Below are 26,378 nucleotides of genomic sequence, written 5' to 3' on the forward strand. Positions count from 1 at the left end.
CCTATTCATCCTGACCCACCTGCGGGGCAGGCCCAACGCCATGATGGGATGGTCTTAACCACCCAAAGGGGTAGGCAAGGGGCCGGAGAAACGTAGAATGGGCAGGTGAGCAAACCCTCCGATGCCCGTGCTGCCCTGTTTATTCCCACCCCCGGGCTCCCCCGGTCGGTCGAGGAGGCGCAGTCTTTGCTTGGCGCCATAGCCGCCTTGTCCACGGCGCCGCTGGCCACCATCGCACAGCGGCTGCGGGACGCCGTGCTCCCCTACCTGGGCAGCAGCGCCCTGGTCATCTTCACCGAAGACTGCACCGGCCGGCCACAGAAGAAAGCCGGCGACGAAGCCGTCATCAGCCGGGTTTCCATTGCCGAACTCGACCACATCCGGGGATTGCTGCCGGAGGGCGGGACCTGGCAGGGCAAAGCCGTCCTCGGCGGTCAGGAACGGATGGTCCTGGCCCTCTCATCGCCGAGCAACGCCCTGCTGGTTTTCACAGACCCGCAGCCTCTTCCGGATCCGGCCGGACACGCGGAGGCAGAACGGACGCTCCGCTACCTCTGGGCCCTCGCAGCCGAACGCATCCGGGAGAAGGTGGCCGATGCGCCGCCGTCGTACCTCATTGAATCCCGCGCCGCATCCGCCGAGCGGGTCAGGGTGACAGCGGAACTGGTGGACAGCCACTCCACCACCCTGGAAACGCTGCTCGCGGCGCTGCGCTCCCCCGCCCTGAGCGACGAAGCAGCCCGGAAGTCAGCCACCGACGTCGCTGCCAAGGCCCTGGTGGGACTCCGCACGCTGAACGACCGCACCACGGAACTCGTGGAGGAACCGGTCGCCACCGCGTTCCAGCGCCTCCGCGAGGACCTGAAGCCGCTGATGCACTTCAGCGGAATCGACGTCCAGTTCATCGAGCCTCCGCTCAATGGCCGCGCCCTGCCCGGCGAAGTCGCCCACGCGGCGCGGGCGATCGTCCGGGGACTGGTGCTTGCCATGGTGGATCAGGGCGGCCTACGCCGGATCCGCACCCAGTGGGACTGCGACGGCGAGAACCTCCTGGTCAACGTCCGCGACGACGGCCCGGGCGAACTGTCCAGGGAGGCACCGAACATGGCCCGCCTCGGCCAGCGAGTGGAAGCCCTCAACGGCCGCATGTCGGTGGACGTGATGTCCGGCTGGGGGGCAGACGTCGCCGTCTCACTCCCCCTCGACCCGCCGGCCGGCCCGCTGGCAGATGTCTCCGGCTGGAAGCTTGGCGAGCGCGAACTCGATGTCCTGCAGCTGCTCGCCGCCGGCCAGCGGAACCGGGCCATCGCCGCAAGACTGCACATCAGCGAGAACACCGTGAAGTTCCACCTTCGGAACATCTACCGGAAGGTGGGCGCTTCATCGCGCACGGAAGCCATCGCGATGGCCCACAGCGGCGGGCTGCGCTAGCCAGCACCCTTGCCCCTGCCCAATACCGGTGACAGGGTGGCGGCATGGCAATCGAAATTCGTCCGGCGACGCTGTTCGAGGACGTTCAAACGATGGTTGGGCCCAAGCGCCCCGATGCCACTGTCTGCTGGTGCCTCAGCTACCGCATCCCCTCGAAACAGAACGTTGAGTTGCGCGGCCCTGAGCGCGGCGCCCTCGTGAAGCAGCTCCTGCGGCAGGATCCGCCGCCCGGGGTGCTCGCGTACGACGGCGGCGAGGTAGTGGGGTGGGCGGCTGTCCACCCGCGCGCCGACACCAGCTTTGCCCGCAACCGCAAAATTCCGCACGTGGATGATCTCGACGTGTGGTCGGTGTGGTGCCTACGGGTTCGGCCGGGGTCCCGCGGCAAGGGAATTTCGCATCGCCTGCTGCAGGGTGCGGTGGAGTTCGCCCGGAGCTACGGTGCGCCCGCCGTCGAGGGTTACCCGGTGGACAACCAGGGCAGGAAAGTGGACCTCACCATGGCGTACGTCGGCACACGGAGCCTCTTCGAACAGGCAGGGTTCACCAAGGCAGCCGACACCGGGTCTGTGATCAACGGCTTTCCGCGCGTGCTCATGCGCCGCGAGCTGCGCTGATGGGCGGCGCTTCGTTAAGGCGCTTAACGCAATGCGGCCTACGTCACACTTCCCGTCATAGGATCGAAGCCGCAGAAACTACTGGAGAGTATGGATCATGGCTTCGAACAATGACACCGAAACCGACAACGATGCGGACGGCGGCCAGCACGGTGGTGTCCAGTCGGTGGACCGGGCACTTGCTGTCCTGGAAATCCTGGCGCGTGACGGCCATGCGGGCGTGAGCGAAATCGCAGAGGAGATGGGCATCCACAAGTCCACTGTCTCCCGGCTGATGGGGTCGCTGGTGAGCCGGGAAATGGTTCACCAGAACAGCGAACGGGGGAAGTACCAGCTGGGGTTTGGCATCCTGCGGCTGGCGAGTTCCATCCCCGGGAGGCTGAGCCTGGTGCGTGAGGCCAGGCCCATGCTGGAGAGCCTTGCGGAGGAGTTCAAGGAAACGGTGAATCTCGCCGTCCTGCGCTCGAACTACGCGGTCAACGTGGACCAGGCCATGGGTCCGTCCACGCTCGCCACCTACGACTGGGTGGGCAGCCTGACGCCGCTCCACGCAACCTCCAGCGGAAAGGTCCTGCTGGCTGCGCTAACCGCGGAAGAAAGGGACCGGATCCTGAAGGAGACCGGGCTTCCTGCCCGCACGCCACGCACCATCACGAACCGGAGCAAGCTGGAGAACCAGTTGGTGGACGTCGCCCGGGATGGATACGGCGTGGTCCGGGAAGAGTTCGAAATCGGGCTGAATTCGATGGCTGTACCGGTGTACAACCATCTGGGTGTGGTGATTGGTGCGGTCAGCATCTCCGGGCCGGCCTTCCGCTTTGAACCCGAGGAGGCTCCCGGCCTCCTCGAGGGGCTCAAACAGGCGGGACTGCAGATCAGCGCCAAAATGGGCTACACCCGGCGATAGTTCAGCCGAACCCGAGAGGCAGATCGAGTTCTGTTTAAAATGATTGAGCCTGCCGAAACATCGATTTGACAGACTCAATGAGCCGCAGGGCGCTAAGCCCCCGGGGCGGGGTAATTCGTGGGAACGGAGTCCCCGAGGAGGAAGTCCTTTGACAGCGGGGGCCTGTCGTACGGACGGTGCTGTTCATCGCCAATGATGACCAGCCGGCCGGCGAAGCCTCGAGCGCGGGCTGCCCGGGCTGCCGAAAGGCCGGCCAGGGAAGCTCCCACGATCGCAAGCGTCTCCATAATCCACCCTCCTAATTGCTTTATACGCAACAATCATCACGATAAGCAACAGAGTGACGCATGACACTGGCGGTGTCAAGGCACTGGCGCAAGGGCCCGAACACCTTGACATTGACGTGTGACGTGGCGCACTCTGTTGCTTACCGCGAAATGTGTTGATTGTCGCGGAACGCTCCCGATCCCCATCGCCCAGCGTTTGCGAACTTAGTCCCTGAACTCTAAAGAGGTGCACCATGCACAAGGCCTGCCCGCTCAGTGAACTCGCTCCCGGGGAGGCAATACGGCTCGATACCGCTCCGCCTATCGCCATCTTCCACACCGAGGAAGGCGAGATTTTCGCCATCGACGACACATGCACCCATCAGGATGCCTCACTGGCCGACGGCTACGTAGAGGACTGCTGGGTCGAGTGCCCGCTCCACGCCTCCAGGTTCAACCTGCGCACTGGCTCCCTGGACGCCCCGCCGGCCAAACTGCCGGTCCGCACCCACGAAGTAAAAATCGTCGACGGCAACATCATGGTCATCGAATCGGACGAAGCCCCCAACCTTCCGCCCGGTTTAACCCCCGAAGGCCATGTTTAAACGCAAGCCCATGACTCGCCGAGCAAAGGACCCGCTCATGGCTATCAATAGTGAACTAACATCCCCCAAGCCCAACGGGCTTCCTGCCGACAGCAATCCGGCGGATTCCCCCAAAAATCCGGACCCTGTAGGTACGGATAGCTCCACCGAAGTAACACCTATCTCCACGGACGAAATTCCGGCCGCAGCCCTCGAACCAGAGGATGAAACAGCAAGTCTGCCGGATGAAGAAGAATACGCACAGATCCTTGAGGAGCTGCGCCAGACCAAGACCGAGCAGGCAGTGTCCGAACGTCGGAACCGCAAGCTCACCCTCGACAAAGTCACCTTCGGAATCACAGGCGCCATTGCCGTCGCCTTCGTGATCTGGGGCTTTGTAGGCAAGGACAGCCTGTCCGCTACCTCCACAAACGCCCTCAACTGGGTGATGGAATACACCGGTTGGCTCTTTATGGTGCTGGCCTCCCTGTTCGTTGTGTTCGTCCTCTGGCTGGCCCTCGGCAAGTTCGGAAACATTCCCCTGGGCAAGGACGGCGAGAAGCCTGAATTCCGGACCGTCTCCTGGGTCGCCATGATGTTCGCGGCCGGCATGGGCATCGGGCTCATGTTCTACGGCGTCGCCGAACCGCTCTACCACTACATCTCGCCGCCGCCGGGAACCGTGGACGGCCGCACGCCCGCGGCGATCCAGACCGCCATGGCCACCTCCATCTTCCACTGGACCCTGCACCCCTGGGCCATGTACGCCGTCGTCGGAATCGCCATGGCCTACGGCACGTACCGACTGGGCCGCAGGCAACTGATCTCCGCGGCCTTCACCTCGCTCTTCGGCATCAGGACAGTTGAAGGGCCGATCGGGAAGTTCATTAACATCCTGGCCATCTTCGCCACCCTCTTCGGCACCGCAGCTTCCCTTGGACTGGGTGCCTTGCAGATCGGCAGCGGCATGACCTCCAACGGCTGGGTAGGGGAAATCGGAACTCCGGTGCTCGTGGTGATCGTAGCGATCCTCACCTCCTGCTTCGTCGCCTCCGCTGTGTCGGGCATCAGCCGCGGCATCCAATGGCTGTCCAACATCAACATGGTGCTGGCCGTCGTCCTCGCCCTCATCGTGTTCGTGGCCGGCCCCACGCTCTTCATCCTCAATCTCATCCCGTCCGCGGTTGGCGACTATGCCCGCGATCTCGCCGAGATGTCCTCCCGCACCGAAGCCGTCGGCGACGAGGCCCTGCGCACCTGGATGTCCAGCTGGACCATCTTCTACTGGGCCTGGTGGATCTCCTGGACGCCCTTCGTGGGTCTGTTCATTGCCCGCATCAGCCGGGGACGCACCATCCGCCAGTTCGTCACGGGCGTCCTGCTGGTCCCCAGCGTCGTCAGCGTCATCTGGTTCGCAATCTTCGGCGGCACGGCGTTCCATATCCAGCAGGAAGCCGACAAGGCAAACACCCCCGGCCTGGTAACGATGGTCAACGGAAGTCCTTCCATCAATTTCGATGGTGCACTCTTCGATTTGGTCAAGAACCTGCAGATGCCGGCCTGGCTGACGGCAGCGGTCATCGTCCTGGCGATGGTCCTGGTCGCGATCTTCTTCATCACGGGTGCCGATGCGGCGTCCATTGTGATGGGGTCGCTTAGTTCCAACGGCGCCGAGGAGCCGCGGCGGGGAGTGGTCATTTTCTGGGGAACGCTCACCGGTGCAGTCGCGGCGGTCATGCTCCTTGCCGGCGGCGATGAGCCTTCGGAAGCATTGTCAGGCTTGCAGCGCATCACCATCGTGGCGGCACTGCCGTTCGTTGTGGTCATGCTGCTGCTGTGCTTCGCCCTTGCCAAGGACCTCCGCCGTGATCCCCTGTCCCTGCGCCGGCGCCTGGCCACCTCGGTGGTGGAACGGGCCATCCGTACCGGAGTGGAACAGCATGGCGGCGTCCAATTCGACCTCGTGACGAGGCACGATTGCGCCGGAAAGTGTTCCGATTCGGATTGCCCCGGAGTGGCCCCGACCAGCGCGACCTCAACCAGCGGGACCCCGACACCCGGGAACCCTGGCAGCGGCGACACCAAACCACAGACCGACCTCAATTAATCCCCTGTTCTGTCCCCGGTGGCACCCTGTGCACCGGGGACAGAACTTCCATCGCACCAGCAAAGGCTAACCAAACATGTCCCAGCACCAGGAACAAGAACGCGTCCTTCGCGTCTCCAGCGAGGGCGGCGACACCGTGACCCTCCAGCTCGACGCATCCACACCAGTAACAGTCCGGTTACAGGTTGACGGCGGCTGCACTTGCCAGCACACCACGCCCCGGCCCGGCTCCTACGTTGACAGCGACCCGGGTTCGCGATGACGAGGACGGGGCTGTTCCTCGAAACGTGCATAGTTTGAAATCATGACCGTTCAGCTGGGCATCCCCGTGCTACGCGCTGCGCCCGACGGGCGCGGACCCGCACCCGAACCGCGTCCACCAGGCCTGCGAGCAGGCCTGGTGGACCGCTTTGGCCGCCAAGCAACGGACATGCGTCTGTCCGTCACGGATAAATGCAACCTTCGCTGCACCTACTGCATGCCGGCGGAAGGACTGCAGTGGCTCTCGAAGCAGGCAGTTATGACCGCTGGCGAAATAGTGCGAATCGTTGGAATCGGCGTGGAACGCCTGGGCGTGAGGGAACTCCGGCTCACCGGCGGGGAGCCCCTGGTCCGCCCCGATCTGGCAGCCATCATCGCTGCCCTCCGTGAGCACCATCCGGATCTGCCGATTTCCATGACAACCAACGGCGTCGGACTGGACCGGAAAGCGCAGGCCCTCAAAGAAACCGGGCTTACCCGGATCAACGTTTCCCTCGACTCCCTGCACGAGGAGACCTTCACAAGGTTGACCCGGCGCCCGTTCCTTAGCAAAGTACTGGCCGGGGTCGAAGCGGCCCGGGCCGTGGGACTTGGGCCTCTCAAGATCAATGCGGTACTGATGCGCGGGATCAATGACCACGAGGCAGCCGGGCTGCTGGCCTGGGCTCTTGAACACGGTTTCGAACTGCGCTTCATCGAACAAATGCCCTTGGACGCCGATCATGGGTGGACGAGGAGGGCGATGATCACCGCGGACGAGATCCATGGACTTCTGTCACAGGAGTTCTGCCTCCGGCCCGACCCGCGCGCACGTGACGGGGCACCAGCAGCCCGGTTCCAGGTGCGTCGCCGGGACCCCGCCCGCGGAGAGGCCACGGGACCGGTACTCGGAACGGCCGGAATTATCGCCTCAGTAACAGAACCTTTTTGTTCGGACTGCCGGCGGACCCGCATCACAGCCGAGGGAAAGATCATGAGCTGCCTGTTTTCGCGCGAGGAGTTCGACCTGCTGGGCCTCCTGCGGGAGGGTGCGGACGACGACGAACTGGCCGTCCGCTGGCAGGACGCCATGTGGGTCAAGCCCAGGGCCCATGGCATGGACCACGGCGGGCTGGGTGCCGCCGACTTCATCCAGCCGGACCGCAGCATGAGCGCCATCGGAGGCTGATCAGCAGTGCTCGTCAGGTATTTTGCCGCCGCCCGCGCCGTCGGAGCCGGCAGGAGGCCGTCCGCTAGGCGGCAAAGAGCGCCTGGCGGACGGCGTGCTCGAAGCCACTGACGTGAACCCGCGCCAGCTCCGCAGCCTTGGCCTCATCTCCGTTGATAACTGCGGCCAGAAGGTCGAGGTGCTCGCGCACATGGTGGGAGAGATCGGGCAGGCGGTCCAGAACCATGCACCAGATTCGGGTGGCAAGGTTGTCGTAACGAATGAGGACGTCTTCCAGGTGGGGGTTCGCAGCGGCCGCATAAATGCCCTGGTGCACGCTGGCATCGAGCCGCAGGGTTTCGACGACGGAGGCGGCGCTGACGTCAAAGGCTTCAACCTCCGCCATCACGCTGCGTAGCCGCTCCCTGGTGGCCGGCGAGGCCACTCGCGCGGCCCGGGCGGCCGCGAGCGGCTCAAGCTGGGCGCGGATTTCCGAGATAAAAGCAAGGTCCGTCACCTCAACCCGGGTGGCGAACGTTCCGCGGCGGGGATAGGTGACCACCAGGCGGTCCAGCTCGAGGCGCTTCAGGGCTTCCCGCACGGGCGTGCGCCCCACCCCCAGGTCCTTGGCAAGGAGCTCGTCATTAAGAAGGTCGCCCGGCTTGATGTCCAGCATCAGCAGCCGGTCCCGGATGCTCGCATACGCGACGTCCGCTAGGGACCTTCCGGCAGCAGCATCCGTAAATGCCAGAGATTCAAATGCCACGCTCGCGACCCCTTCCATCCAGCCATTTACGGCTATTGACCTCACCCTACGCCCAGTATACGCTAGGCAGTAAATCTAATATATCAGTTTAGAACACAAGAATATATCTAAAGGAGGAACCATGACCCTGGTGGATACCGGCTCATCGACAAGCACCCTGGCCCGGCCCGACGCAGCAGCGGACAAAGCGGTGCAGAAGTTCGTGCTCACACTGTCGTGCGGCGAACGAGCGGGCATCGTGCAGGCAGTCACCACCTTCCTGTTTGAGCGCGGCTTCAACATCGACGAGCACCAGCAGTTCGACGACGGCCTCCGCCAAACGCTTCACCTGCGCACCGCATTCTCCCGTTCCTCGGCCTACTCGCCGGACAAGCTCGAAGAAGAGTTCCGTCCGATCGCTGACCGCTTCGGGATGAAGTTCAATTTTCACGACCAGACCAAGCAACGCGTCCTCGTCATGGTGTCCAAGTTCGGCCACTGCCTGAATGACCTGATCTTCCGCTGGCGCGGCGGCAGCCTGGGCGGCGAACTCGTCCTGGTGGTTTCGAATCACGAAACCCACCGGGCCATGGCGGAGGCCGCGGGCCTCCCGTTCGTCCACATTCCAGTGACGTCCGACACCAAGGCAGAAGCAGAGCGCCGGCTGCTCGACCTGGTTGACGAGCACAACATCGACCTCGTGGTGCTGGCGCGCTACATGCAGGTGCTTTCAGACGACCTTTGCCGGGCCCTGGAAGGCCGCGCCATCAACATCCACCATTCTTTCCTACCAGGCTTCAAGGGCGCACGCCCGTACCACCAGGCCTACGACCGCGGAGTCAAACTCGTGGGGGCCACGGCGCACTACGTGACAGCGGACCTCGACGAGGGGCCCATCATCGAGCAGGAAGTCATCCGGGTCGATCACACGTACGGCCCGACCACCCTCTCCACCATCGGCCAGGATGCGGAAGCCCTGGCCTTGTCCCGCGCTGTGCGGTGGCACTGTGAGCACCGCGTGCTGCTGGACCAGACCAGCACAGTCGTGTTCCGGTAACCACAGGCCACCCAGCAGCGTCCACACACGAACATCAGCAGGAGAAACCACATGGCATCGACGCCACGCATTGTCATCATCGGAGCTGGAATCGTCGGCACCAACTTGGCCGACGAACTTGTGACCCGGGGTTGGAACAACGTCACTGTCCTGGACCAGGGACCACTGAACATGCCCGGCGGCTCAACGTCCCACGCCCCGGGCCTCGTTTTCCAGACCAACCCCTCAAAAACCATGGCGACACTCGCCAAGTACACAGTGGAAAAGCTCCTGTCGCTGACCGAGGACGGTGTCAGCTGCTTCAACCAGGTTGGCGGCCTGGAAATCGCCACCACTGAGACCCGCCTTGCAGACCTGAAGCGGAAGCTCGGCTACGCAGCATCCTGGGGCATTGAAGGCAGCATCCTTTCCCCCTCAGAGTGCAAGGAGCTCTATCCGCTCCTGAACGACGCGGACGTCCTGGGCGGCCTCCATGTCCCCTCGGACGGCCTGGCAAGTGCCGCACGGGCCGTACAGCTGCTGATCAAGCGCACCGAAGCCGCGGGCGTGAAGTACCTTGGCAACACCGCCGTCACCGGAATTGAGCAGTCAGGCGGGCGCGTCACCGGCGTCCAGACCCCCGACGGAGTCATCACGGCCGATATCGTGGTTTCCTGCGCCGGCTTCTGGGGTGCGAAGATCGGCGCCATGATCGGCATGGCTGTCCCCTTGCTCCCCCTGGCCCACCAGTACGTCAAGACCACGCCGGTGCCGGCCCAGCGGGGCCGCAATGAACTTCCCAACGGAGCCTCCCTGCCCATCCTGCGGCACCAGGATCAGGATCTGTACTACCGCGAACACGGCGATCGCTACGGCATCGGCTCGTACGCCCACCGGCCGATGCCCGTGGACCTTGAGGAGCTCGGAAACTACGAGCCAAACAGCATCAGCGAACACAACATGCCTTCGCGGCTGGACTTCACGCTTGAGGACTTCCTCCCGGCGTGGGAGGCGACCAAGCAGTTGCTCCCGGCGCTGCGGGAAAGCGACATCGAGGACGGCTTTAACGGCATCTTCTCCTTCACCCCCGACGGCGGCCCGCTCGTTGGGGAGTCCAAGGAACTGGACGGCTTCTTCGTCGCCGAGGCCGTGTGGGTGACCCACTCGGCAGGTGTTGCCCGTGCCGTTGCAGAACTGCTGGTCACCGGCAAGTCCCAGGTGGACCTCGGTGAATGCGACATCTACCGCTTCGAAGAAGTACAGCTGACCCCTGAGTACGTCAGCGAAACGTCCCAGCAGAACTTCGTGGAAATCTACGATGTCCTCCACCCGCTCCAGCCCAAGCTTTCGCCGCGCAACATGCGCGTCAGCCCCTTCCACGCCCGCCACAAGCAGCTGGGAGGGTTCTTCCTGGAATCCGGCGGATGGGAGCGCCCGTACTGGTTTGAAACAAACGCTGAACTGCTTAAGGAGATGCCCGCTGCGTGGCAGCCGCCGGCCCGCGACGCCTGGTCGGCGATGTTCAGCTCGCCCATCGCCGCGGCCGAAGCCTGGAAGACCCGCACCGCGGTGGCCATGTACGACATGACGCCACTGAAGCGGCTTGAGGTTTCCGGTCCCGGTGCCCTCAAGCTGCTCCAGGAGTTGACCACGGCCGACCTCAACAAGAAGCCCGGTGCAGTCACCTACACCCTCCTGCTGGATCACGCGGGCGGGATCCGAAGCGACATCACGGTGGCCCGGCTGAGCGAAGACACCTTCCAACTCGGAGCCAACGGGAACATCGACACCGCCTACTTTGAGCGGGCGGCACGCCACCAGACAGAAGGCGGAACGGCCAGCGACTGGGTCCAGGTGCGCGACACGACCGGCGGCACCTGCTGCATCGGCCTCTGGGGCCCGCTCGCACGCGACCTCGTCAGCACCGTCAGCAGTGACGACTTCTCCAATGAAGGGCTTCGCTACTTCCGCTCCAAGAAGGTGGTCATCGGCGGCGTGCCGGTAACGGCCATGCGCCTGTCCTATGTCGGAGAACTGGGCTGGGAACTGTACACCAGCGCAGACAACGGGCAGCGCCTCTGGGACGCATTGTGGAAGGCAGGCCAGCCTTTCGGTGTAATAGCCGCCGGCCGGGCGGCCTTCAGCTCACTCCGCCTGGAAAAGGGCTACCGCTCGTGGGGAACCGATATGACCACCGAGCACGACCCGCTCGAAGCCGGCCTTGGATTCGCTGTGAAGATGGCCAAGGATAACTTCGTCGGAAAGGCAGCCCTGGAAGGGCGCACGGAGGAAAACTCGTCCCGCCGGCTGCGCTGCCTGACGGTCGACGACGGCCGCAGCATCGTGCTTGGCAAGGAACCGGTGTTCTACAAGGACCAGGCAGTGGGTTATGTCACCAGCGCGGCTTACGGCTACACCGTTGCAAAGCCGATCGCCTATGCCTATCTGCCGAGTGCAGTTTCATTGGGTGATTCCGTGGAAATCGAGTACTTCGGCCGGCGCATCCAAGCCACCGTCACCGAGGATCCGCTGTACGACCCCACCATGTCCAGGCTCCGCGGCTAATAGTCCAGGAAGACCCATGATCAGATCAGAAACAGTCAACGACTACCTCACCAGGCTTGCCTCGCGCGAGCCGACTCCCGGCGGAGGCGCGGCTGCCGCCCTGCATGCCGCGCAGGGCGCCGCGCTCGTCGCCATGGTTGGCCGCTACACCACCGGCGGCAAATATGAGCAGCACGCCGCAGCAGTGCAGCGCATCATCCAGGCGGCTGACAGCCTCATTGGTGAAGCCCTGGGCCTCGCCGATGCCGACGAGCATGCATTCCAGGGCGTCATCGACGCCTATAAGCTCCCGGCCGGGACGGAAGAACTCAAAACCGCACGGGCAGCAACAATTAAGGCTGCCCTTGTTCAGGCAGCCCAGACTCCCGCGCAGCTCATCAAACTTGCCGGCGCAGTGGTGGACCTCGCCACCGAACTATTCGACGTTGCCAACCCGAACGTCATCAGTGACGTCGCGGCTGCCGCCGATGCCGCCCGGGCAGCCGCGACCACCGCGCGCGTGAACATCGACATCAACGTGGTTGCCATCAAGGACACGGAGGCACGCACGCTGCTGGCCCACCAAACAGACGGGCTCGAGGACAAAGTCGTCCTGGCAGCTGACACCCTTGTAGCACGAGTACGCGAAAGGATCCTGAGTTGAGCACTACGACGCTTTCCGGAAAGCCACTGGCAGCCCTCATTCAGCAGAGGGCCCAGGACGAGGCCCGGACGCTCGAAAACGACGGCCTGCGCCCTACCCTCGCGGTAGTCGTGGCAACCGACGACGAGTCCACACACTGGTACGTCCGGTCCATCGAGCGGGCGGCAGAACGCGCGGGTATCGGCTGCCGAATCATCGACCTGGGGCACGACGCCACACAGCAGGTCCTGGCCAGCGTGCTGAGGGACCTGAGCGCAGCACCAGGCGTCAACGGCATCATTCTGCAGACCCCGCTGCCTTCCAACGTCCGGATTGACGAGCTGGTGGGCCACATTGCCCCGGAAAAGGACATCGACGGCGCCAATCCGTTGAGCCTTGGCAGGCTGGCTGTAGGGCAGCCGGCCTTTGCACCCGCTACCGCCCGCGCCGTCGTCGAGATCCTCGACCACTACGACATCCCGGTGGCGGGCCGGAACGTCGTCGTGATCGGCCGTTCAGCCGTGGTGGGAAAGCCGCTGTCCCTTCTGCTTCTGGAAAGGGACGCCGCCATCACCGTCTGCCACTCGAGGTCCGGCCCTTTGGAGAAATACACCAAGGCCGCCGACGTCGTGGTTGTCGCCGCCGGGCGGACCGGCCTGCTGACCGGCAGCCAGGTTTCCCCTCAAGCGGTGGTAATCGACGTCGGCACCAACGTCCTTCCGGACGGTTCCCTCGTGGGAGACGTGGACGAGAAGAGCGTCCGCGGCGTTGCGGCGGCACTGACTCCGGTCCCCGGAGGAGTGGGCTCTGTCACCACCGCGTTACTGCTTCTGCACACTGCCGAGGCTGCCCGGGAGCAGTCAGTGGGCGGCCGGCTGCCCGTAGGCTAGAGGACGGACCGGATCAGGTTCTCAAATTCGGCGACGTGCTTCGAGGTCAGCCGGGCGGCGGCCTCGGAGTCACCCTCGGCAATGCACTCCAGCAACTCGATGTGCTGCGCAATGTGTTCCGAGACCGGGGGCAGCTTTTCCAGGACGAGGCTCCAGATCCGGGTCGCCAGGTTGTCGTAGCGGACCAGGACATCCTCAAGGTGCCGGCTGCCCGCCGCCCGGTAAATCGTCCGGTGCACCCGCATGTCCAGCCGCATGAGATCCCGCTGCGCCTGCCGGCCGGCCAGGAGTTGCTCCACTTCACGGGCGAACTCCTTCAGCTCCTGCCTCGTCCGGGGTGAAGCCACCCGGGCAGCGCGCGCTGATGCAGCGGGTTCCAGGAGCTGCCGTATCTCGGAGATCTCGGCAAGGTCTGTAATATCAACGCCGGAGGCAAACGTGCCCCGGCGCGGGTAGGCCACCACCAGGTGATCAGTCTCAAGACGCTTCATGGCTTCCCGGATGGGCGTCCTTCCCACACCGAGCCGTCGCGAAATGACGTCGTCGTTCAGCGGCTCTCCGGGTTTGATGTCGAGGACGATCAGTTCGTCGCAAAGCACCCGATAGGCATAATCGGCGTAGGTCTCGTCAGACTGCCGTGCGGGCCCGCCAGGACTTCCGGTCTCGGCCGGTAACTCGCGGCTGCTTGTCACTTTCACGTCCCTTCCGCTGCGTGAAGGAGCCTTGACTCGAACGCTCCCTGAACATAGTATTCCTATAGCTGATATATCAATACGCACCAACAGGAATGTCAGTATTCCCCCGCAAGGACGCCTGCCGCAACGGGCAGTGGCCGGGTTTGCCAATGAACGGAGAATCATGAGAACGGAAGCTGACGCGCAACTGCGGTTGGAAGTCGTTCCCTCTGCCGATCTGCTCAGCCGGCTCCCGCTCATCGTTGAGGCGCCGGGCACAGTAAGTGTCACTTGCCTTCCGCATCACGGCCCCGCTAAGACGGTAGCAACTTCCCTCGAGCTGGCGCGGCACGGCTACACGCCTGTCCCCCACCTCGCCGCCCGAAGCATCGGCAGCACCGCCGAACTGCACACGCTGCTGCAACGCCTGCTCGATGAGGGTATAAAGGAACTTTTCCTCGTGGCAGGCGACCGCCGCACCCCGGCAGGGCCATACTCCTGGAGCGGCCAGCTCATGGAAGAGGTCAAGGCCTTCTCACCGGACTTTTCTATCGGTATCGCCGGATACCCGGAAGGCCACCCGCAGTTCAACGCGGAGCAGTTGAGGAGCAGCCTGGAGGCCAAGGCACCCATGGCCGCTTCCCTGGTCACGCAAATGTGCTTCTCCGCCGAGGCCATCAGCCAATACTTTGAATCACTCCGGCGCAGCGGAGTCCACCTCCCCGTTTGGGTCGGCGTCCCCGGGCCGGTCTCCGTGAAGAAGCTGCTCGCGATGGGCGCCCGCCTCGGAGTGGGCCGTTCGCTCAAACTGGCCCGCGGAACAGGCATGGCGGCAGCGCTCTTGCGACGCGGCGACCTGCTGGACTTTGACAGCACCCGCCTGATTCGGGAAGTCCAGCAGAAGCTGGCACACCACCCCTTGTTTGCCGGGTTCCATGTTTATACCTTCAACGACCTCGACCGGCTGCCGGGACTTCTGGCCAGCCTGCCGGTGGCGGAGCCGCGCTCCGGCAGTGGCACCAACGCCCGCAAGCTCCTATTTCCTGCCAAGACGTGAAGGGAAAATCGCATGGCCTCTAAAGCCCCCCGCGAAAATATCGATGAGTCAAAGCTGACCCTCACCAAGCCGAAGTCCAAGGCAGTCGGCCTGCCGGCGGTCACTAACGCGCTCAAAATGTCCTTGGAACAGATGGGCCCGTTGCGCAGCGTGCAGACACTCCTTGCGGTGAACCAGATCGACGGTTTTGACTGCATGGGTTGCGCCTGGCCAGAACACGACAAGCGCCATGCCGCTGAATTCTGCGAGAACGGCGCCAAGGCCGTGGCTGAGGAAGCGACGCGCCGCCGCGTCACACCGGAGTTCTTCGCAAACCATTCCATCGCGGAACTGAAACAGCGCGACGACTACTGGCTGGGGCAGCAGGGCCGGCTTACCCACCCGATGCTCCTGGATGAGGGTGCAACCCACTACAGGCCCATCGACTGGGAAGACGCCTTTGACCTGATGGCCCACGAGCTTGGGGACATGAACGATCCCGACCAGGCGGTTTTTTACACTTCCGGCCGCACCTCCAATGAGGCGGCGTTCGTCTACCAGCTCCTGGTGCGGGGCATAGGCACGAACAACCTCCCGGACTGTTCCAACATGTGCCACGAGTCCTCCGGTTCGGCCCTCGTCGAGACAATTGGCATCGGCAAGGGCTCCGTTAGCCTCAAGGACCTGGAGACGGCGTCGCTGATTTTCGTAGCGGGGCAGAATCCGGGCACCAACCACCCCCGGATGCTAAGCGCGCTGGAAAAGGCAAAGAAGAACGGCGCCGTCATTGTGTCGGTCAACCCCCTCCCCGAAGCCGGGCTCCTGAGGTTCGAAAACCCGCAGACCGTTTCCGGCATGCTGGTGGGCACGCAACTGACCGACGACTTCCTGCAGATCCGGGCCGGGGGCGACCAAGCCCTCTTCCAAGGGCTGGGCAAGTACCTTCTGGAGGCGGAAACCCTGGGAAGGAACACCCCGGGACTGTCCACGGTCCTCGACCACGACTTCATCAACAGCCACACCGTAGGCATCGATGGGTACCTGCAGCAGATCGAAAAGGTCGAATGGGACGACATCATCGAAGCGACCGGCCTGACACTTGATCAGATCAAGGCCACCGGCGAGCGCCTGCTCGCCTCCAACGCAACCATCGTTTGCTGGGCCATGGGCCTTACCCAGCACAAACACTCAGTCCCCACGCTGCGCGACGTTGTCAACGTCCTGCTTCTCCAAGGCAACATCGGCAAGGCAGGGGCGGGGGTCTGCCCGGTCCGCGGCCACTCCAATGTCCAGGGGGACCGCACCATGGGCATCTTCGAAAAAATGCCGGAGCAGTTCCACGACCGGCTGGACCACGAGTTCGGGTTCCTCTCGCCGCGGGAGCATGGTTTCGACACCGTCGCGGCCATCCGTGCAATGCGCGACGGCAAGGTCCGCGTGTTCGTGGGGATGGGCGGCAACTTCGTACGGGCAGCCCCTGACTCTGAAGTCACGGAGCAAGCCCTTGCCAATACCCGGCTGTCCGTCCAGATCTCCACGAAGCTGAACCACTCCCACCTGTCGACAGGCCGGCGGGCCCTGATCCTGCCGACGCTCGGACGGACGGAGAAGGACACCCAGCTCACAGGCGACCAGAGGGTAACGGTGGAAGACTCCATGAGTGCCGTCCACGCTTCGCGGGGACGCCTCAAACCTGCCAGCGAGCATCTCCTGTCGGAAGTGGCCATTGTCTGCAACCTGGCTCACCGCCTCTTTACGGACAGCAGCAACCGGGCGCTGCCCAACAAGCCCAAGGCAGCCTGGCTCTCACTGAGGGACGACTACTCCCTTATCCGGAAGCACATCGAGGCGGTCGTCGACGGTTTCGACGACTTTGAGGAACGAGTCCAAAAACCGGGCGGCTTCATCCTTCCCCACCCCCCGCGCGACGCCAGGAAGTTCGATACTGTTTCCGGCAAGGCGCATTTCACGGGCAATGAGCTTGAATACCTCAGCGTTCCCCCCGGACGGCTTATCCTTCAGACGCTGCGCTCACACGACCAGTACAACACCACCATCTACGGCAAGGATGACCGCTATCGCGGCATCCATGGCGGCCGCCGCGTGGTCCTTGTCAATGAAGCCGACATCACCGAACTGGGCTTCACCGACGGGGAGATGGTCCACCTGATCTCCGAATTCCAGGGCACCGAGCGGCGCGCAGAGAACTTCCGGATTGTTTCGTATTCGACACCCAGGGGATGCGCGGCTGCCTACTACCCGGAAACCAACGTCCTCGTGCCGCTGGATTCGGTAGCCGATACGAGCGGAACCCCCACGTCCAAGTCGGTTGTGGTCCGGCTGGAACGGGCAGAACCATGACTGACAGCCTCGCGACAGTTGCACCGAGCAAGGGCGTGGACCGCTCGCGGGTGGAACATGCGGTCCGCGAGTACCTCCTGGCCATCGGAGAAGACCCGGACAGGCCCGGCCTGGCGGACACTCCGGCACGCGTTGCCCGTGCCGCCGAGGAAATGTACGGCGGACTCCATGAGGACCCCCTCGGCGTGCTGGACAAGACCTTCGACCTTGGCCACGGCGAGATGGTCATCGTTAAGGACATACCTTTCTACTCCACCTGCGAGCATCATCTGGTGCCGTTCCATGGGGTGGCCCATGTCGGATACATCCCCTCCGCAGAGGGACTCGTGACCGGGCTGAGCAAGCTTGCCAGACTGGTGGACGTCTACGCCCGCAGGCCGCAGGTTCAGGAGCGGCTCACCACACAGGTGGTTGACGCCCTGGTCACGTCCCTTCGCCCCCTCGGGGCGATCGTTGTGGTCGAATGCGAGCATCTCTGCATGTCCATGCGGGGCATCCGCAAGCCCGGGGCGAAGACGATTACCTCCGCCGTGCGCGGCGAGCTTCGGCTTCCGGCTGCCCGGGCCGAGGCCCTCAGCCTGATCCACGGCCGCTAAAAAACTCTGGACAGGGAGGGCGGCCTAGCTTAGGATGTAACTGATATATCTTTTAGAAGGTATTCAACATATCAGCTTCATTTTGCCGCTCTTCCAGGCGCCCTCTGCGCCGCAGCAAGAAGGCCCTCACAAATCATCCCCAAGGGAGAAACATGTCTGATATCACCCAGGCCCAGGCAGATGCCATTCTGACCGCAGCGAGCGAAGCAGCGAACGTCTAAGGCAGCACCGGGAGGCACCGGCCATGCGGGCCAGGGCCTCCCGGCACCGTGTTCATCCTTACCAGGGATGACCCGTCTCGTTCCCGTGAACGGTGCTTCGGTGTTTCGGCGTTTCGGTGCCTGAAACCTGGGGAGGTAATCATCGAAGCATCGCTTTCGGGCAACGAGGCAGCCACCAAACCCAGCATCACGTATTGCCCAAAGGAGTGTTCATGTCAGGAAACAGAGCCGTCGCCTACAAGGAACCGGGTGTCGTCGAGATCATTGATACCGACTACCCAACGTTCGAACTCAAGGATGGGCCCGGTGTAAACCCGGCCAACGTTGGCCGGAAGGTTCCACATGGCGCCATCCTGCGCACCGTGACGACCAACATCTGCGGTTCGGACCAGCACATGGTGCGCGGCCGCACCACGGCACCCAAGAACCTGGTGCTCGGACACGAAATCACGGGTGAAGTGGTTGAGGTCGGTCCGGATGTCGAGTTCATCAAGGTGGGCGACATCGTCTCGGTGCCCTTCAACATCTCCTGCGGCCGTTGCCGGAACTGCAAGGAACGCAAAACCGGCATCTGCCTGAACGTCAACCCCGACCGGCCAGGCAGCGCCTACGGTTATGTGGACATGGGCGGATGGGTCGGCGGCCAGGCCGAATATGTCCTGGTCCCCTACGCTGACTGGAACCTTTTGCGGTTCCCGGACAGGGACCAGGCCCTCGAAAAAATCCTGGACCTGACCATGCTCTCGGATATTTTCCCCACCGGCTTCCATGGAGCGGTCACCGCAGGAGTCGGCGTCGGATCCACGGTCTACGTGGCCGGGGCCGGTCCGGTCGGCCTGGCAGCAGCTGTCGGCGCGCAGCTGCTTGGCGCCGCCGTCGTGATTGTCGGCGACATGAACGACGACCGCCTGGCACAGGCCAGGTCCTTCGGGTGCGAAACCGTGAATGTCTCTAAGGGGGACCCGAAGGACCAGATCGAACAGATCCTTGGCGTACCCGAGGTGGACTGCGGAGTGGACGCGGTCGGATTCGAGGCGCGCGGCCACGGTAAGGACTCTTCCCACGAAGCCCCGGCCACCGTGCTGAACTCCCTGATGGACATCACTGCCGCAGGCGGCGCCCTGGGCATTCCCGGCCTCTATGTCACCGGAGATCCGGGGGGAATTGATGACGCAGCACAGCATGGCTCCCTCTCGCTGTCCCTGGGCACCGGATGGGCCAAGTCGCTGTCCTTCACCACGGGTCAGTGCCCCGTCATGAGCTACAACCGTCAACTGATGATGGCCATCCTTCATGACAAGGTCCAGATCGCCAAGGCAGTAAACGCCAAGGCCATTCCCCTCGAGGAGGCGCCGCGCGGCTACGCCGAATTCGACGCCGGATCTGCAACGAAGTTCGTGCTGAACCCGAACGGCTACGTCAAAGCCTCGTAAGCAACAGCGATTTTCCGGGGACTGCAAAGCAAACACCACACGCGTGCAGGCTTTGCAGTCCCCGGTCCGCCCCGCAGCATCAAGCTGCATCAAGACATCCCTCTGCATTAAGACCTTCAGGAAGGCGGCACCGATGCTCACCCACGACATCGCCGTCGGCGCCCACGCTTCCCGGCAGACGGCTGCCCCCGCGCCCTCTCCCGCCTGGCCAGAAGCCCGGCAAATGGCCTTCGATTGCGCAAGCCCCCTCCCGCCGGTGAGCCTCCCCCTCGCGGCAGCAGCGGGGCGAACACTAACCCGGCACGTGACCGCGCTGCAAAGCCTTCCGCATTATGCCTCTTCCGCCATGGACGGCTGGGCGGTCAACGGCGCCGGACCCTGGATCCTCGCGGAACCCGGACACGCACTGTCAGCGGACCAAGCCGGCGTCATCGCCACCGGCGGACTTGTACCTGAGGGCGCTGAAGCCATCCTCCGCAAGGAAAGCGGACAGGTCACGGAAGGTCCGGCCGGCACGCCTCTGCTCAGGCTCAATGCCCACGCGAAATACGGCGAGCCGCGACGGGGCCAGCACATGCGTCCGGCAGGCGAAGAAGCCACGGCGGGTGACGTCCTCATTCCAGCCGGGACCATCCTCAACCCTGCCCACATCGCTTTGGCGGCGGTGGCAGGCCACGACGAAGTGCAGGTCCAGGCCAAAGCAACGGTCGCCGTCGTACTCACCGGTTCCGAGGTGGTGACGTCAGGCGTTCCCGCACCGGGACAGGTCAGGGACACCTTCGGCCCGCAACTGGGGACGGTCATTTCGCTGCTGGGAGGGACTCCCGGCAACCCCCTCAGGATCGGGGATTCCTACGACGAATGGCTTACGGCCCTGGAAGATGCAGCCGCACTTCCAGGACAACTGGCGGACGTGACCATAACCACCGGCGGAACCGGCCGGTCCGGAACGGACCATTTCCGGGCTGCCGTGAGGGCGCTTGGCGGTCACGTGCTGCTGGACGGTGTCGCTATGCGTCCCGGCCACCCCGCCGTCCTGGCCGAGCTCCCCGACGGCCGATTCGTCGTCGGACTGCCGGGAAATCCGTTGGCTGCCATGATGGCCCTCATGACAATCGGGGCCCCGCTGCTGGCGGCACTCGGAGGCAGGCCCCTGCCGCCGGTCGATCATGTTCTTTCCGGCAACGACATCGAGCCGGATCCCGGCCGGACACGCCTCATCCCCTGCAAAATCATCCACGGACTGGCGTTCCCCGCAGCGCACACCGGCCCCGGCATGATGCGCGGCCTGGCCTGGGCCGACTGCGTCATGGCCGTTCCCCCTCGCGGAGTCGATTCGGGCGAGCGGGTTCCTGTCGTTCCCCTTCCATGGAACTCCCCCACCATCGAGCGACGACGGGATACCCCATGGCACGCATGACGCAGCGCCGAAAGATTCACCGCTTCCACCTGGACGGATCGGCCACCGAATACCCGGTCCGGTTCAAAGAAGACGTCCTGGCGGCTGAGGAACCCTTGGAAATACGGATCGGCGGCCGCTCTTTCGCCGTGACCATGAGAACGCCCGGGGATGATTTTGACCTGGTGGCCGGGTTCCTGGTCTCAGAGGGCATTATCCGCCGCCAGTCCGAGCTGATCTCCCTGCGTTTCTGCGCCGGTGAAGCCGAGGGCCGGCAGACGTTCAATGTTGTGGAGGCCCAGCTGCGGCCGGATGTCCCGATGCCGGACACGATGCGGCATGTGTACACGTCAAGCTCCTGCGGCATCTGCGGCACAGACTCCATTGACGCCGTCCGCAAGACCCTCCATTTCGACCCCGCGCAGGATCAGCTGCGGGTTCCGGTGGACGTTCTCGCGGAACTTCCCGACCGGCTGCGCGAGGCACAGGCGGTGTTCGACAAGACCGGCGGCGTCCACGCAGCCGGATTGTTCAGGATCGACGATGCAGGACGGCCGGAACTGTTATGCCTTCGGGAGGACGTCGGGCGCCACAATGCAGTGGACAAAGTGGTGGGTTGGGCCCTGCGCCAAGACCTTCTGCCCTTGAGCGGGACGGTGCTGCAGGTTTCCGGACGGGCCTCCTTCGAGCTCGTCCAAAAGGCTGCGCTTGCGGGTATTCCCGTGCTGGCTGCCGTGAGCGCCCCTTCGAGCCTGGCCGCTGACCTTGCCGCTGAGACCGGGGTGACCTTGGTCGGGTTCAGCAGGGGAAACAGCCTCAACGTTTACGCGGGCCGGGACAGGCTGGCCCGCCCGCGCATGTTGGCCGGTGAGGACAGCTATGCCCGACTTTGACGTAATGTTCGCTGAGCTCAGCGAGGCGCCCATCTCCGTGGACCAGGCGATAGCTGCGGTCGAGGGCAACGAAGCAGGAGCAGTTGTGAGCTTCAGCGGCGTGGTGCGGAACCATGATGGCGGGAAGGCCGTGGACAGGCTGAGTTACACCGCGCACCCCACCGCGCGGCAGGTTCTGGCTGAGGTCGTGGCCGAGCTCATCGCAGAACACTCCGGGGAGGCGCAGCAGCCTGTCCGGGTCTGGGCGGCCCACAGGCTCGGAATGCTCGACGTTGGTGATCCCGCCCTCGTATGCGCGGTATCCGCCGCCCACCGCGGACAGGCTTTTGCCGTGTGCTCGGAGCTCGTGGACCGCATCAAGGCGCGCGTGCCTATCTGGAAGGAACAATTCCTGGACAACGGCGCGGTGGAATGGGTCGGCGCCGAAGACTTTGCCGTACAACCGCATGAGTCCGCCACCGAAGCAGCAAACAAGCTCTAAAAGCCCTCCCGAACGGAGAGGCGTCCCGCATTGAACCTGGTCAAGCGGGACGCCTCTCCTTTTGCGTTGGATGTAAAGCAGCGTGAACGGCCGTGCCGGAGTCGGACTAGGATGAGAAATGATGAGGCAGCAGGACAGCTTGAGGCTTCCGGCCCCGGCGCCTGACATGGAACATGACACGAGGCATTATGGCCGCACGCAATGACCCCGATATTGAAAAGGACGCCGACGTACAGGGCGGGGGCGTCCAGTCCGTAGACCGTGCCTTGCAGATCCTGGAAATCCTCGCCAGGGAAGGTGACGCCGGCGTGAGCGAAATCGCGGAGGAAATGGGCGTCCACAAATCGACGGTGTCCCGGCTGATGGGGTCGCTGGTGGGCCGGGAACTGGTCCGCCAGAACAGCGAACGGGGGAAGTACCAGCTGGGGTTTGGCATCCTGCGGCTGGCGAGTTCCATCCCCGGGAGGCTGAGCCTGGTGCGTGAGGCCAGGCCCATGCTGGAGAGCCTTGCGGAGGAGTTCAAGGAAACGGTGAATCTCGCCGTCCTGCGCTCGAACTACGCGGTCAACGTGGACCAGGCCATGGGTCCGTCCACGCTCGCCACCTACGACTGGGTGGGCAGCCTGACGCCGCTCCACGCAACCTCCAGCGGAAAGGTCCTGCTGGCTGCGCTGACCGCGGAAGAAAGGGACCGGATCCTGAAGGAGACCGGGCTTCGCGCCCGTACGCCGCGCACCATCACCAACCGTGCGGAACTGGAGAAGCAGCTACTGGACGTCTCACGCAATGGCTACGCGATTGTTCATGAGGAATTCGAAATCGGGCTCACCGCGGTGGCCGTTCCCGTCTACAACCACCTGGGCAACGTCGTCGCGGCCGTGAGCATTTCCGGGCCGGCCTTCCGGTTCAGCCCGGAAGACGACCCCGCACTCATCGAGGGCATGCAGGAAGCCGGCTTCGCGATCAGCGGGAAAATGGGCTTCAGACGCCGATGAGCCCGGCCAGCAAGGACCGGGCTCATCGGGGGCTACCTAGCCAGCCTTGGCTTCCTATCTAGGAGGACGGAATGGTGTCCCCGACTTTTTCTTCGATCCAGTCGTGGAAGGCCCGGATGTGGTGTTCGCTGGGGACCAGCACACCGCCCTTGGAGTAGACCTTCGAGCCCATCGCCGGCTGGCAGCGTTCGCACGCGTCGAAGTCCTGCTGGTTGACCCGGTGGAAGAGCTCCACGGACGCCGTGACGTCCTTGCCGGACTCCACCACCGACGGCAGGTAAAGCCAGTCACACTCAACAATGGTCCGGTCCGCAGCCAGCGGGAACATCCGGTGGATAATCACATGGTCCGGAACCAGGTTCACGAACACCGTGGGCTTGATCGTGATCGCGTAATAGCGGCGGTCCTGGTCCTCGCTCACCCCCGGGATCAGGTCAAGACCCTCGGACCCGTCCACCGTGAAACCCTTGACGTCCTCACCGAATTCCGCACCGTGACCGACAAAGTACTGCGCGGCCAGCCCGTCGGCGAACTCCGGCAGGACCTCGGTCAGCTCCGGATGGATCGTGGCGCAGTGGTAGCACTCCATGAAGTTCTCAATGATGAGCTTCCAGTTGGCCTTCACGTCATACTTGATCCGCCGGCCCAGGGACAGATTGGCCACATCGTAACCGTCAATGGCGTGCACATCGCCCAGGCGCTCCTCGATCGCACCCATCACATCCTCCTCGAAGGACGGCGGCTCCTCGGCCAGGCACACCCACACATAGCCCAGGTACTCACGGATGTGCACCTTGGCCAGGCCGTACTCATCCCGGTCGATGTCCGGCATCTTCGTCAGGTTCGGCGCCGCGATCAGCTTGCCCTCAAAGTCATACGTCCAGGCGTGGTACGGGCACTGGAAGTTGCGGGCAGCCTCGCCTTTTTCCTCCATGCACAGCTTCACGCCGCGGTGCCGGCAGATGTTATAGAACGCACGGATCTGGCCCTTGCGGGTCCGCGAGATCAGCACGCTCTCCCGGCCCACCTGCACCGTCTGCCACGCCCCGGGCTTGTCCAGATCCGCCGAACGGATCGCGCAGAACCACATCTGCTCGAAAATCCGCTCCTGCTCAGCCCGGAAAACAGCCTCATCCACATACGTCGACCCCGGCAACGTGGGAATCAAACTCGGAGTGGTTACCTCAACAGACAATTTGTACTCCTAACCAACTACATAACAACCAAACAAAGGATTTAGAACTAATTCGGGAACATCCGGCGCCGGGACAGAGTCAACGGGGCCTCAGGATGCGACCGCCCCCACGAGTTCGGGGGCAGCCAGGCCAGCAGTGCTTTCCATGGCGGCCGCGTGATTTACGGCCAGGCTGCGCCGCCACTTGGTGAACAGCCGCGGCTGGTTCATGCCCAGAACCGCCACGGGGATGTCCTCGCGGTAGTACACCGCCAGGCAACTGTGCGTCAGCGCGTCGCCCACCTCGATCTCCAGCCGGTCGTACCCCGCGGAGTGCCCGGCGAACTGCAGCTTGACGCCGTACTGGTCGGACCAGAAGTAGTGCGGCTTGTGCGGCTTCTGGACGGCGTCCGGGCCCAGCAGCGCCTCCACGGCCAATGCGGCGCGTTCCAGCGCTCCGGTCCAGTGCTCAATCCGGCGGTGCGTGCCGGAGGCTTCGTCGAACCAGGCGGCGCAGTCCCCGACGGCGGAAATGCCGTGGATGTTGGTACGGCCCATCGCGTCACACACGACGCCGCCGTTCAGCTCCAGGCCGGAACCTTCCAGCCAGCCGGTGTTCGGCTCCGCTCCGATGCCCACCACCACGACGTCGGCGGCAAGGTAGCGTCCGCCCGCCAGCCGCATTCCGGTGACGTTGCCTTCGCCGCTGTAGAAGTCTTCTATGGTCGCGGAAGAAATAAGCTCCACTCCGTTGGCAGCATGAAGCCCACCGACGACAGCACCCATTTCCGTTCCGAGCTGGGCGGTGAACGGCACGGGCTTGGCGTCAATCATGGTGACCTGCATCCCCCGTGAGGCTGCAGCCGAGGCCACCTCTGCGCCGATGAAGCCGGCACCGATGACAACCATCCTGCTTCCGGGAACCAGCTCGGGAGCAAGGCTCTGTGCGTCCGCGAGCGTGCGCAAGGTGAACACATTGCTCAGTCCGGCCAAGGTAGGCAATTGCCGTGCCTTTGCGCCGGTGGCAATGATAATGCCGTCCGCCTGCACTGTCCGCCCGTCCTTAAGGACGATGGTGCGCGTGGAAGCATCCAGTGATGCAGCGCCGGCACCGAGCAACCATTCCGCCTGCAGTTCGTCGGTCTCGGCCTCCAGGTAAAGGTCCTCGGCGGTGATTCTGCCGAGGAGAAAGTCCTTGGACAGCGGCGGGCGGTCATAGGGACGGTGCGGCTCATCGCCAATGATGACCATCCGTCCGGAAAAGCCCTGGGCCCGCGCCGCCCGGGCGGCGGAGAGTCCCGCCAGGGAGGCTCCCACAATCGCAAGCGTCTGCATTCGATATCCTCTTCCATTGCTTCTTACGCAACGACCATCGCTATATGCAACAGAGTGATCCATGCCACTCTGCCTGTCAAGAGCGGCCGTCAGATAGGGAAAATGCCCGCAATAGAAGGGAAAACTCTTGACAACGACTGTGACCTACCGCACGCTGTTGCTTATCGCGATTGCTGTTGTTCTATACGGAACATCACAGCGGTGGCCGCGCCCCAACGATCCGCGACCGAAGAATGAGGTCATCACATGCACAAAGCCTGCCCGCTCAGTGAACTGGCACCCGGTGAAGCGCTGCGCCTGAACACGTCGCCCCCCATCGCCGTCTTCCACACTGAAGAGGGTGAACTTTTTGCCATTGACGACACGTGCACCCATCAGGATGCGTCGCTGGCCGACGGCTACGTAGAGGACTGCTGGGTTGAATGCCCGCTCCATGCCTCCCGGTTCAACCTGCGCGACGGGAGCGTCGACGCACCGCCGGCCAAGCTGCCGGTCCGCTCCCACGAAGTGACCGTCATCGACGGCGACATCATGATTACCGAATCCAAAGAGGTTCCCAATCTCCCCCCTGGCCTGACAGTGGACGGCCACATCTAAAGGAC

General features: G+C 63.8%; 25 protein-coding genes. 20 read left to right on the forward strand and 5 right to left on the reverse strand.

Features of this window, described 5'->3' with window-relative positions; all coding sequences use genetic code 11:
• Nucleotides 1-186 precede the first annotated feature (186 nt).
• The 3 genes from J7I92_RS00575 to J7I92_RS00585 all read left to right on the forward strand — a co-directional run bounded on the left by J7I92_RS00575 (nt 187) and on the right by J7I92_RS00585 (nt 2,955).
• On the forward strand, nt 187-1,431 hold the full coding sequence (locus J7I92_RS00575) for a LuxR C-terminal-related transcriptional regulator (protein WP_396020336.1): 1,245 nt from the start codon (nt 187-189) through the stop codon (nt 1,429-1,431).
• A gap of 44 nt (nt 1,432-1,475) precedes the next feature.
• Complete coding sequence (locus J7I92_RS00580; RefSeq protein WP_214835894.1) at nt 1,476-2,048, forward strand: GNAT family N-acetyltransferase; 573 nt, start codon at nt 1,476-1,478, stop codon at nt 2,046-2,048.
• 97 nt (nt 2,049-2,145) lie between these two features.
• On the forward strand, nt 2,146-2,955 hold the full coding sequence (locus tag J7I92_RS00585) for an IclR family transcriptional regulator (protein WP_214835897.1): 810 nt from the start codon (nt 2,146-2,148) through the stop codon (nt 2,953-2,955).
• Between the two features lie 92 nt (nt 2,956-3,047).
• Here the strand turns inward: J7I92_RS00585 and J7I92_RS00590 are convergent, their stop codons facing one another.
• Complete coding sequence (locus tag J7I92_RS00590) at nt 3,048-3,242, reverse strand: FAD-dependent oxidoreductase (RefSeq protein ID WP_285290042.1); 195 nt, start codon at nt 3,240-3,242, stop codon at nt 3,048-3,050.
• A gap of 233 nt (nt 3,243-3,475) precedes the next feature.
• Here J7I92_RS00590 and J7I92_RS00595 point away from each other — a divergent pair, with 233 nt between their 5' ends.
• From J7I92_RS00595 to moaA, 4 genes are all read left to right on the forward strand, one after another.
• The gene (locus tag J7I92_RS00595) at nt 3,476-3,826 is read left to right on the forward strand and encodes a bifunctional 3-phenylpropionate/cinnamic acid dioxygenase ferredoxin subunit (RefSeq protein WP_214835899.1); all 351 of its coding nucleotides are present in this window, start codon (nt 3,476-3,478) and stop codon (nt 3,824-3,826) included.
• A 37-nt stretch (nt 3,827-3,863) separates the two neighbouring features.
• Nucleotides 3,864-5,912 carry a BCCT family transporter gene (locus J7I92_RS00600; RefSeq protein WP_251039291.1) on the forward strand — a complete coding sequence of 683 codons (2,049 nt, stop codon included), beginning with the start codon at nt 3,864-3,866 and terminating at the stop codon, nt 5,910-5,912.
• A 76-nt stretch (nt 5,913-5,988) separates the two neighbouring features.
• On the forward strand, nt 5,989-6,174 hold the full coding sequence (locus J7I92_RS00605; protein WP_214835914.1) for a hypothetical protein: 186 nt from the start codon (nt 5,989-5,991) through the stop codon (nt 6,172-6,174).
• Between the two features lie 42 nt (nt 6,175-6,216).
• Nucleotides 6,217-7,341 (forward strand): GTP 3',8-cyclase MoaA, encoded by a 1,125-nt coding sequence (gene moaA / locus J7I92_RS00610; RefSeq protein WP_214835917.1) that lies wholly within the window; start codon nt 6,217-6,219, stop codon nt 7,339-7,341.
• 64 nt (nt 7,342-7,405) lie between these two features.
• Here moaA and J7I92_RS00615 read toward each other — a convergent pair whose 3' ends face one another.
• Nucleotides 7,406-8,086, reverse strand: coding sequence for a GntR family transcriptional regulator (locus tag J7I92_RS00615; protein ID WP_214835920.1), 681 nt, complete (start codon nt 8,084-8,086; stop codon nt 7,406-7,408).
• A gap of 121 nt (nt 8,087-8,207) precedes the next feature.
• Between J7I92_RS00615 and purU the strand changes: the two genes are divergently transcribed.
• Genes purU through J7I92_RS00635 form a run of 4 tightly spaced genes read left to right on the forward strand, consistent with a single transcriptional unit; the run spans nt 8,208 to nt 13,178 of the window.
• The gene (gene purU, locus J7I92_RS00620; RefSeq protein ID WP_214835922.1) at nt 8,208-9,122 is read left to right on the forward strand and encodes a formyltetrahydrofolate deformylase; all 915 of its coding nucleotides are present in this window, start codon (nt 8,208-8,210) and stop codon (nt 9,120-9,122) included.
• A 51-nt stretch (nt 9,123-9,173) separates the two neighbouring features.
• Complete coding sequence (locus J7I92_RS00625) at nt 9,174-11,666, forward strand: FAD-dependent oxidoreductase (protein WP_214835925.1); 2,493 nt, start codon at nt 9,174-9,176, stop codon at nt 11,664-11,666.
• Between the two features lie 16 nt (nt 11,667-11,682).
• Nucleotides 11,683-12,309: a cyclodeaminase/cyclohydrolase family protein gene (locus tag J7I92_RS00630; protein WP_214835928.1), complete on the forward strand. Its 627-nt coding sequence runs from the start codon at nt 11,683-11,685 to the stop codon at nt 12,307-12,309.
• Complete coding sequence (locus tag J7I92_RS00635) at nt 12,306-13,178, forward strand: bifunctional 5,10-methylenetetrahydrofolate dehydrogenase/5,10-methenyltetrahydrofolate cyclohydrolase (protein ID WP_214835931.1); 873 nt, start codon at nt 12,306-12,308, stop codon at nt 13,176-13,178. Before J7I92_RS00630 ends, J7I92_RS00635 begins: the two co-directional genes overlap by 4 nt.
• Here J7I92_RS00635 and J7I92_RS00640 read toward each other — a convergent pair.
• Entirely contained in the window at nt 13,175-13,870 is a 696-nt protein-coding gene (locus J7I92_RS00640; protein ID WP_396020331.1) for a GntR family transcriptional regulator, read from the reverse strand. The two genes, J7I92_RS00635 and J7I92_RS00640, sit on opposite strands and share 4 nt — an antisense overlap.
• A gap of 166 nt (nt 13,871-14,036) precedes the next feature.
• On the opposite strand from J7I92_RS00640, the gene J7I92_RS00645 reads away from it, so the two are divergent.
• The 8 genes from J7I92_RS00645 (at nt 14,037) to J7I92_RS00680 (ending at nt 23,267) form a co-directional block, all read left to right on the forward strand.
• A complete protein-coding gene (locus J7I92_RS00645) occupies nt 14,037-14,909 on the forward strand; it encodes a methylenetetrahydrofolate reductase (protein WP_214835936.1) in 873 nt (290 codons plus the stop codon).
• 12 nt (nt 14,910-14,921) lie between these two features.
• The gene (locus tag J7I92_RS00650; protein WP_214835940.1) at nt 14,922-17,249 is read left to right on the forward strand and encodes an FdhF/YdeP family oxidoreductase; all 2,328 of its coding nucleotides are present in this window, start codon (nt 14,922-14,924) and stop codon (nt 17,247-17,249) included.
• On the forward strand, nt 17,246-17,845 hold the full coding sequence (gene folE, locus J7I92_RS00655) for a GTP cyclohydrolase I FolE (protein ID WP_214835943.1): 600 nt from the start codon (nt 17,246-17,248) through the stop codon (nt 17,843-17,845). Before J7I92_RS00650 ends, folE begins: the two co-directional genes overlap by 4 nt.
• Before the next feature lie 433 nt (nt 17,846-18,278).
• Nucleotides 18,279-19,499 (forward strand): formaldehyde dehydrogenase, glutathione-independent, encoded by a 1,221-nt coding sequence (gene fdhA / locus J7I92_RS00660; RefSeq protein WP_214835946.1) that lies wholly within the window; start codon nt 18,279-18,281, stop codon nt 19,497-19,499.
• A 133-nt stretch (nt 19,500-19,632) separates the two neighbouring features.
• Nucleotides 19,633-20,919 carry a molybdopterin molybdotransferase MoeA gene (locus J7I92_RS00665; protein WP_214835948.1) on the forward strand — a complete coding sequence of 429 codons (1,287 nt, stop codon included), beginning with the start codon at nt 19,633-19,635 and terminating at the stop codon, nt 20,917-20,919.
• Entirely contained in the window at nt 20,907-21,791 is an 885-nt protein-coding gene (gene fdhD / locus J7I92_RS00670; protein WP_214835951.1) for a formate dehydrogenase accessory sulfurtransferase FdhD, read from the forward strand. The genes J7I92_RS00665 and fdhD overlap by 13 nt, the downstream gene beginning before the upstream one ends.
• Nucleotides 21,778-22,272, forward strand: a complete 495-nt coding sequence (locus J7I92_RS00675) for a molybdenum cofactor biosynthesis protein MoaE (protein WP_214835953.1) — start codon at nt 21,778-21,780, stop codon at nt 22,270-22,272. Before fdhD ends, J7I92_RS00675 begins: the two co-directional genes overlap by 14 nt.
• Nucleotides 22,273-22,460: 188 nt before the next feature.
• Nucleotides 22,461-23,267: an IclR family transcriptional regulator gene (locus J7I92_RS00680; RefSeq protein ID WP_214836459.1), complete on the forward strand. Its 807-nt coding sequence runs from the start codon at nt 22,461-22,463 to the stop codon at nt 23,265-23,267.
• A gap of 58 nt (nt 23,268-23,325) precedes the next feature.
• Here the strand turns inward: J7I92_RS00680 and J7I92_RS00685 are convergent, their stop codons facing one another.
• Together J7I92_RS00685 and J7I92_RS00690 are read right to left on the reverse strand one after the other, a co-directional pair.
• Nucleotides 23,326-24,462, reverse strand: coding sequence for an aromatic ring-hydroxylating dioxygenase subunit alpha (locus J7I92_RS00685; RefSeq protein ID WP_214835956.1), 1,137 nt, complete (start codon nt 24,460-24,462; stop codon nt 23,326-23,328).
• 90 nt (nt 24,463-24,552) lie between these two features.
• Nucleotides 24,553-25,776: an NAD(P)/FAD-dependent oxidoreductase gene (locus tag J7I92_RS00690; RefSeq protein ID WP_214835959.1), complete on the reverse strand. Its 1,224-nt coding sequence runs from the start codon at nt 25,774-25,776 to the stop codon at nt 24,553-24,555.
• Between the two features lie 246 nt (nt 25,777-26,022).
• On the opposite strand from J7I92_RS00690, the gene J7I92_RS00695 reads away from it, so the two are divergent.
• Nucleotides 26,023-26,373, forward strand: a complete 351-nt coding sequence (locus J7I92_RS00695; protein WP_214835962.1) for a bifunctional 3-phenylpropionate/cinnamic acid dioxygenase ferredoxin subunit — start codon at nt 26,023-26,025, stop codon at nt 26,371-26,373.
• The last annotated feature ends 5 nt before the right edge of the window (nt 26,374-26,378 follow it).

Origin of the sequence: Arthrobacter sp. ISL-72 (genome assembly GCF_018613755.1) — a bacterium.
Classification (GTDB): domain Bacteria; phylum Actinomycetota; class Actinomycetes; order Actinomycetales; family Micrococcaceae; genus Arthrobacter.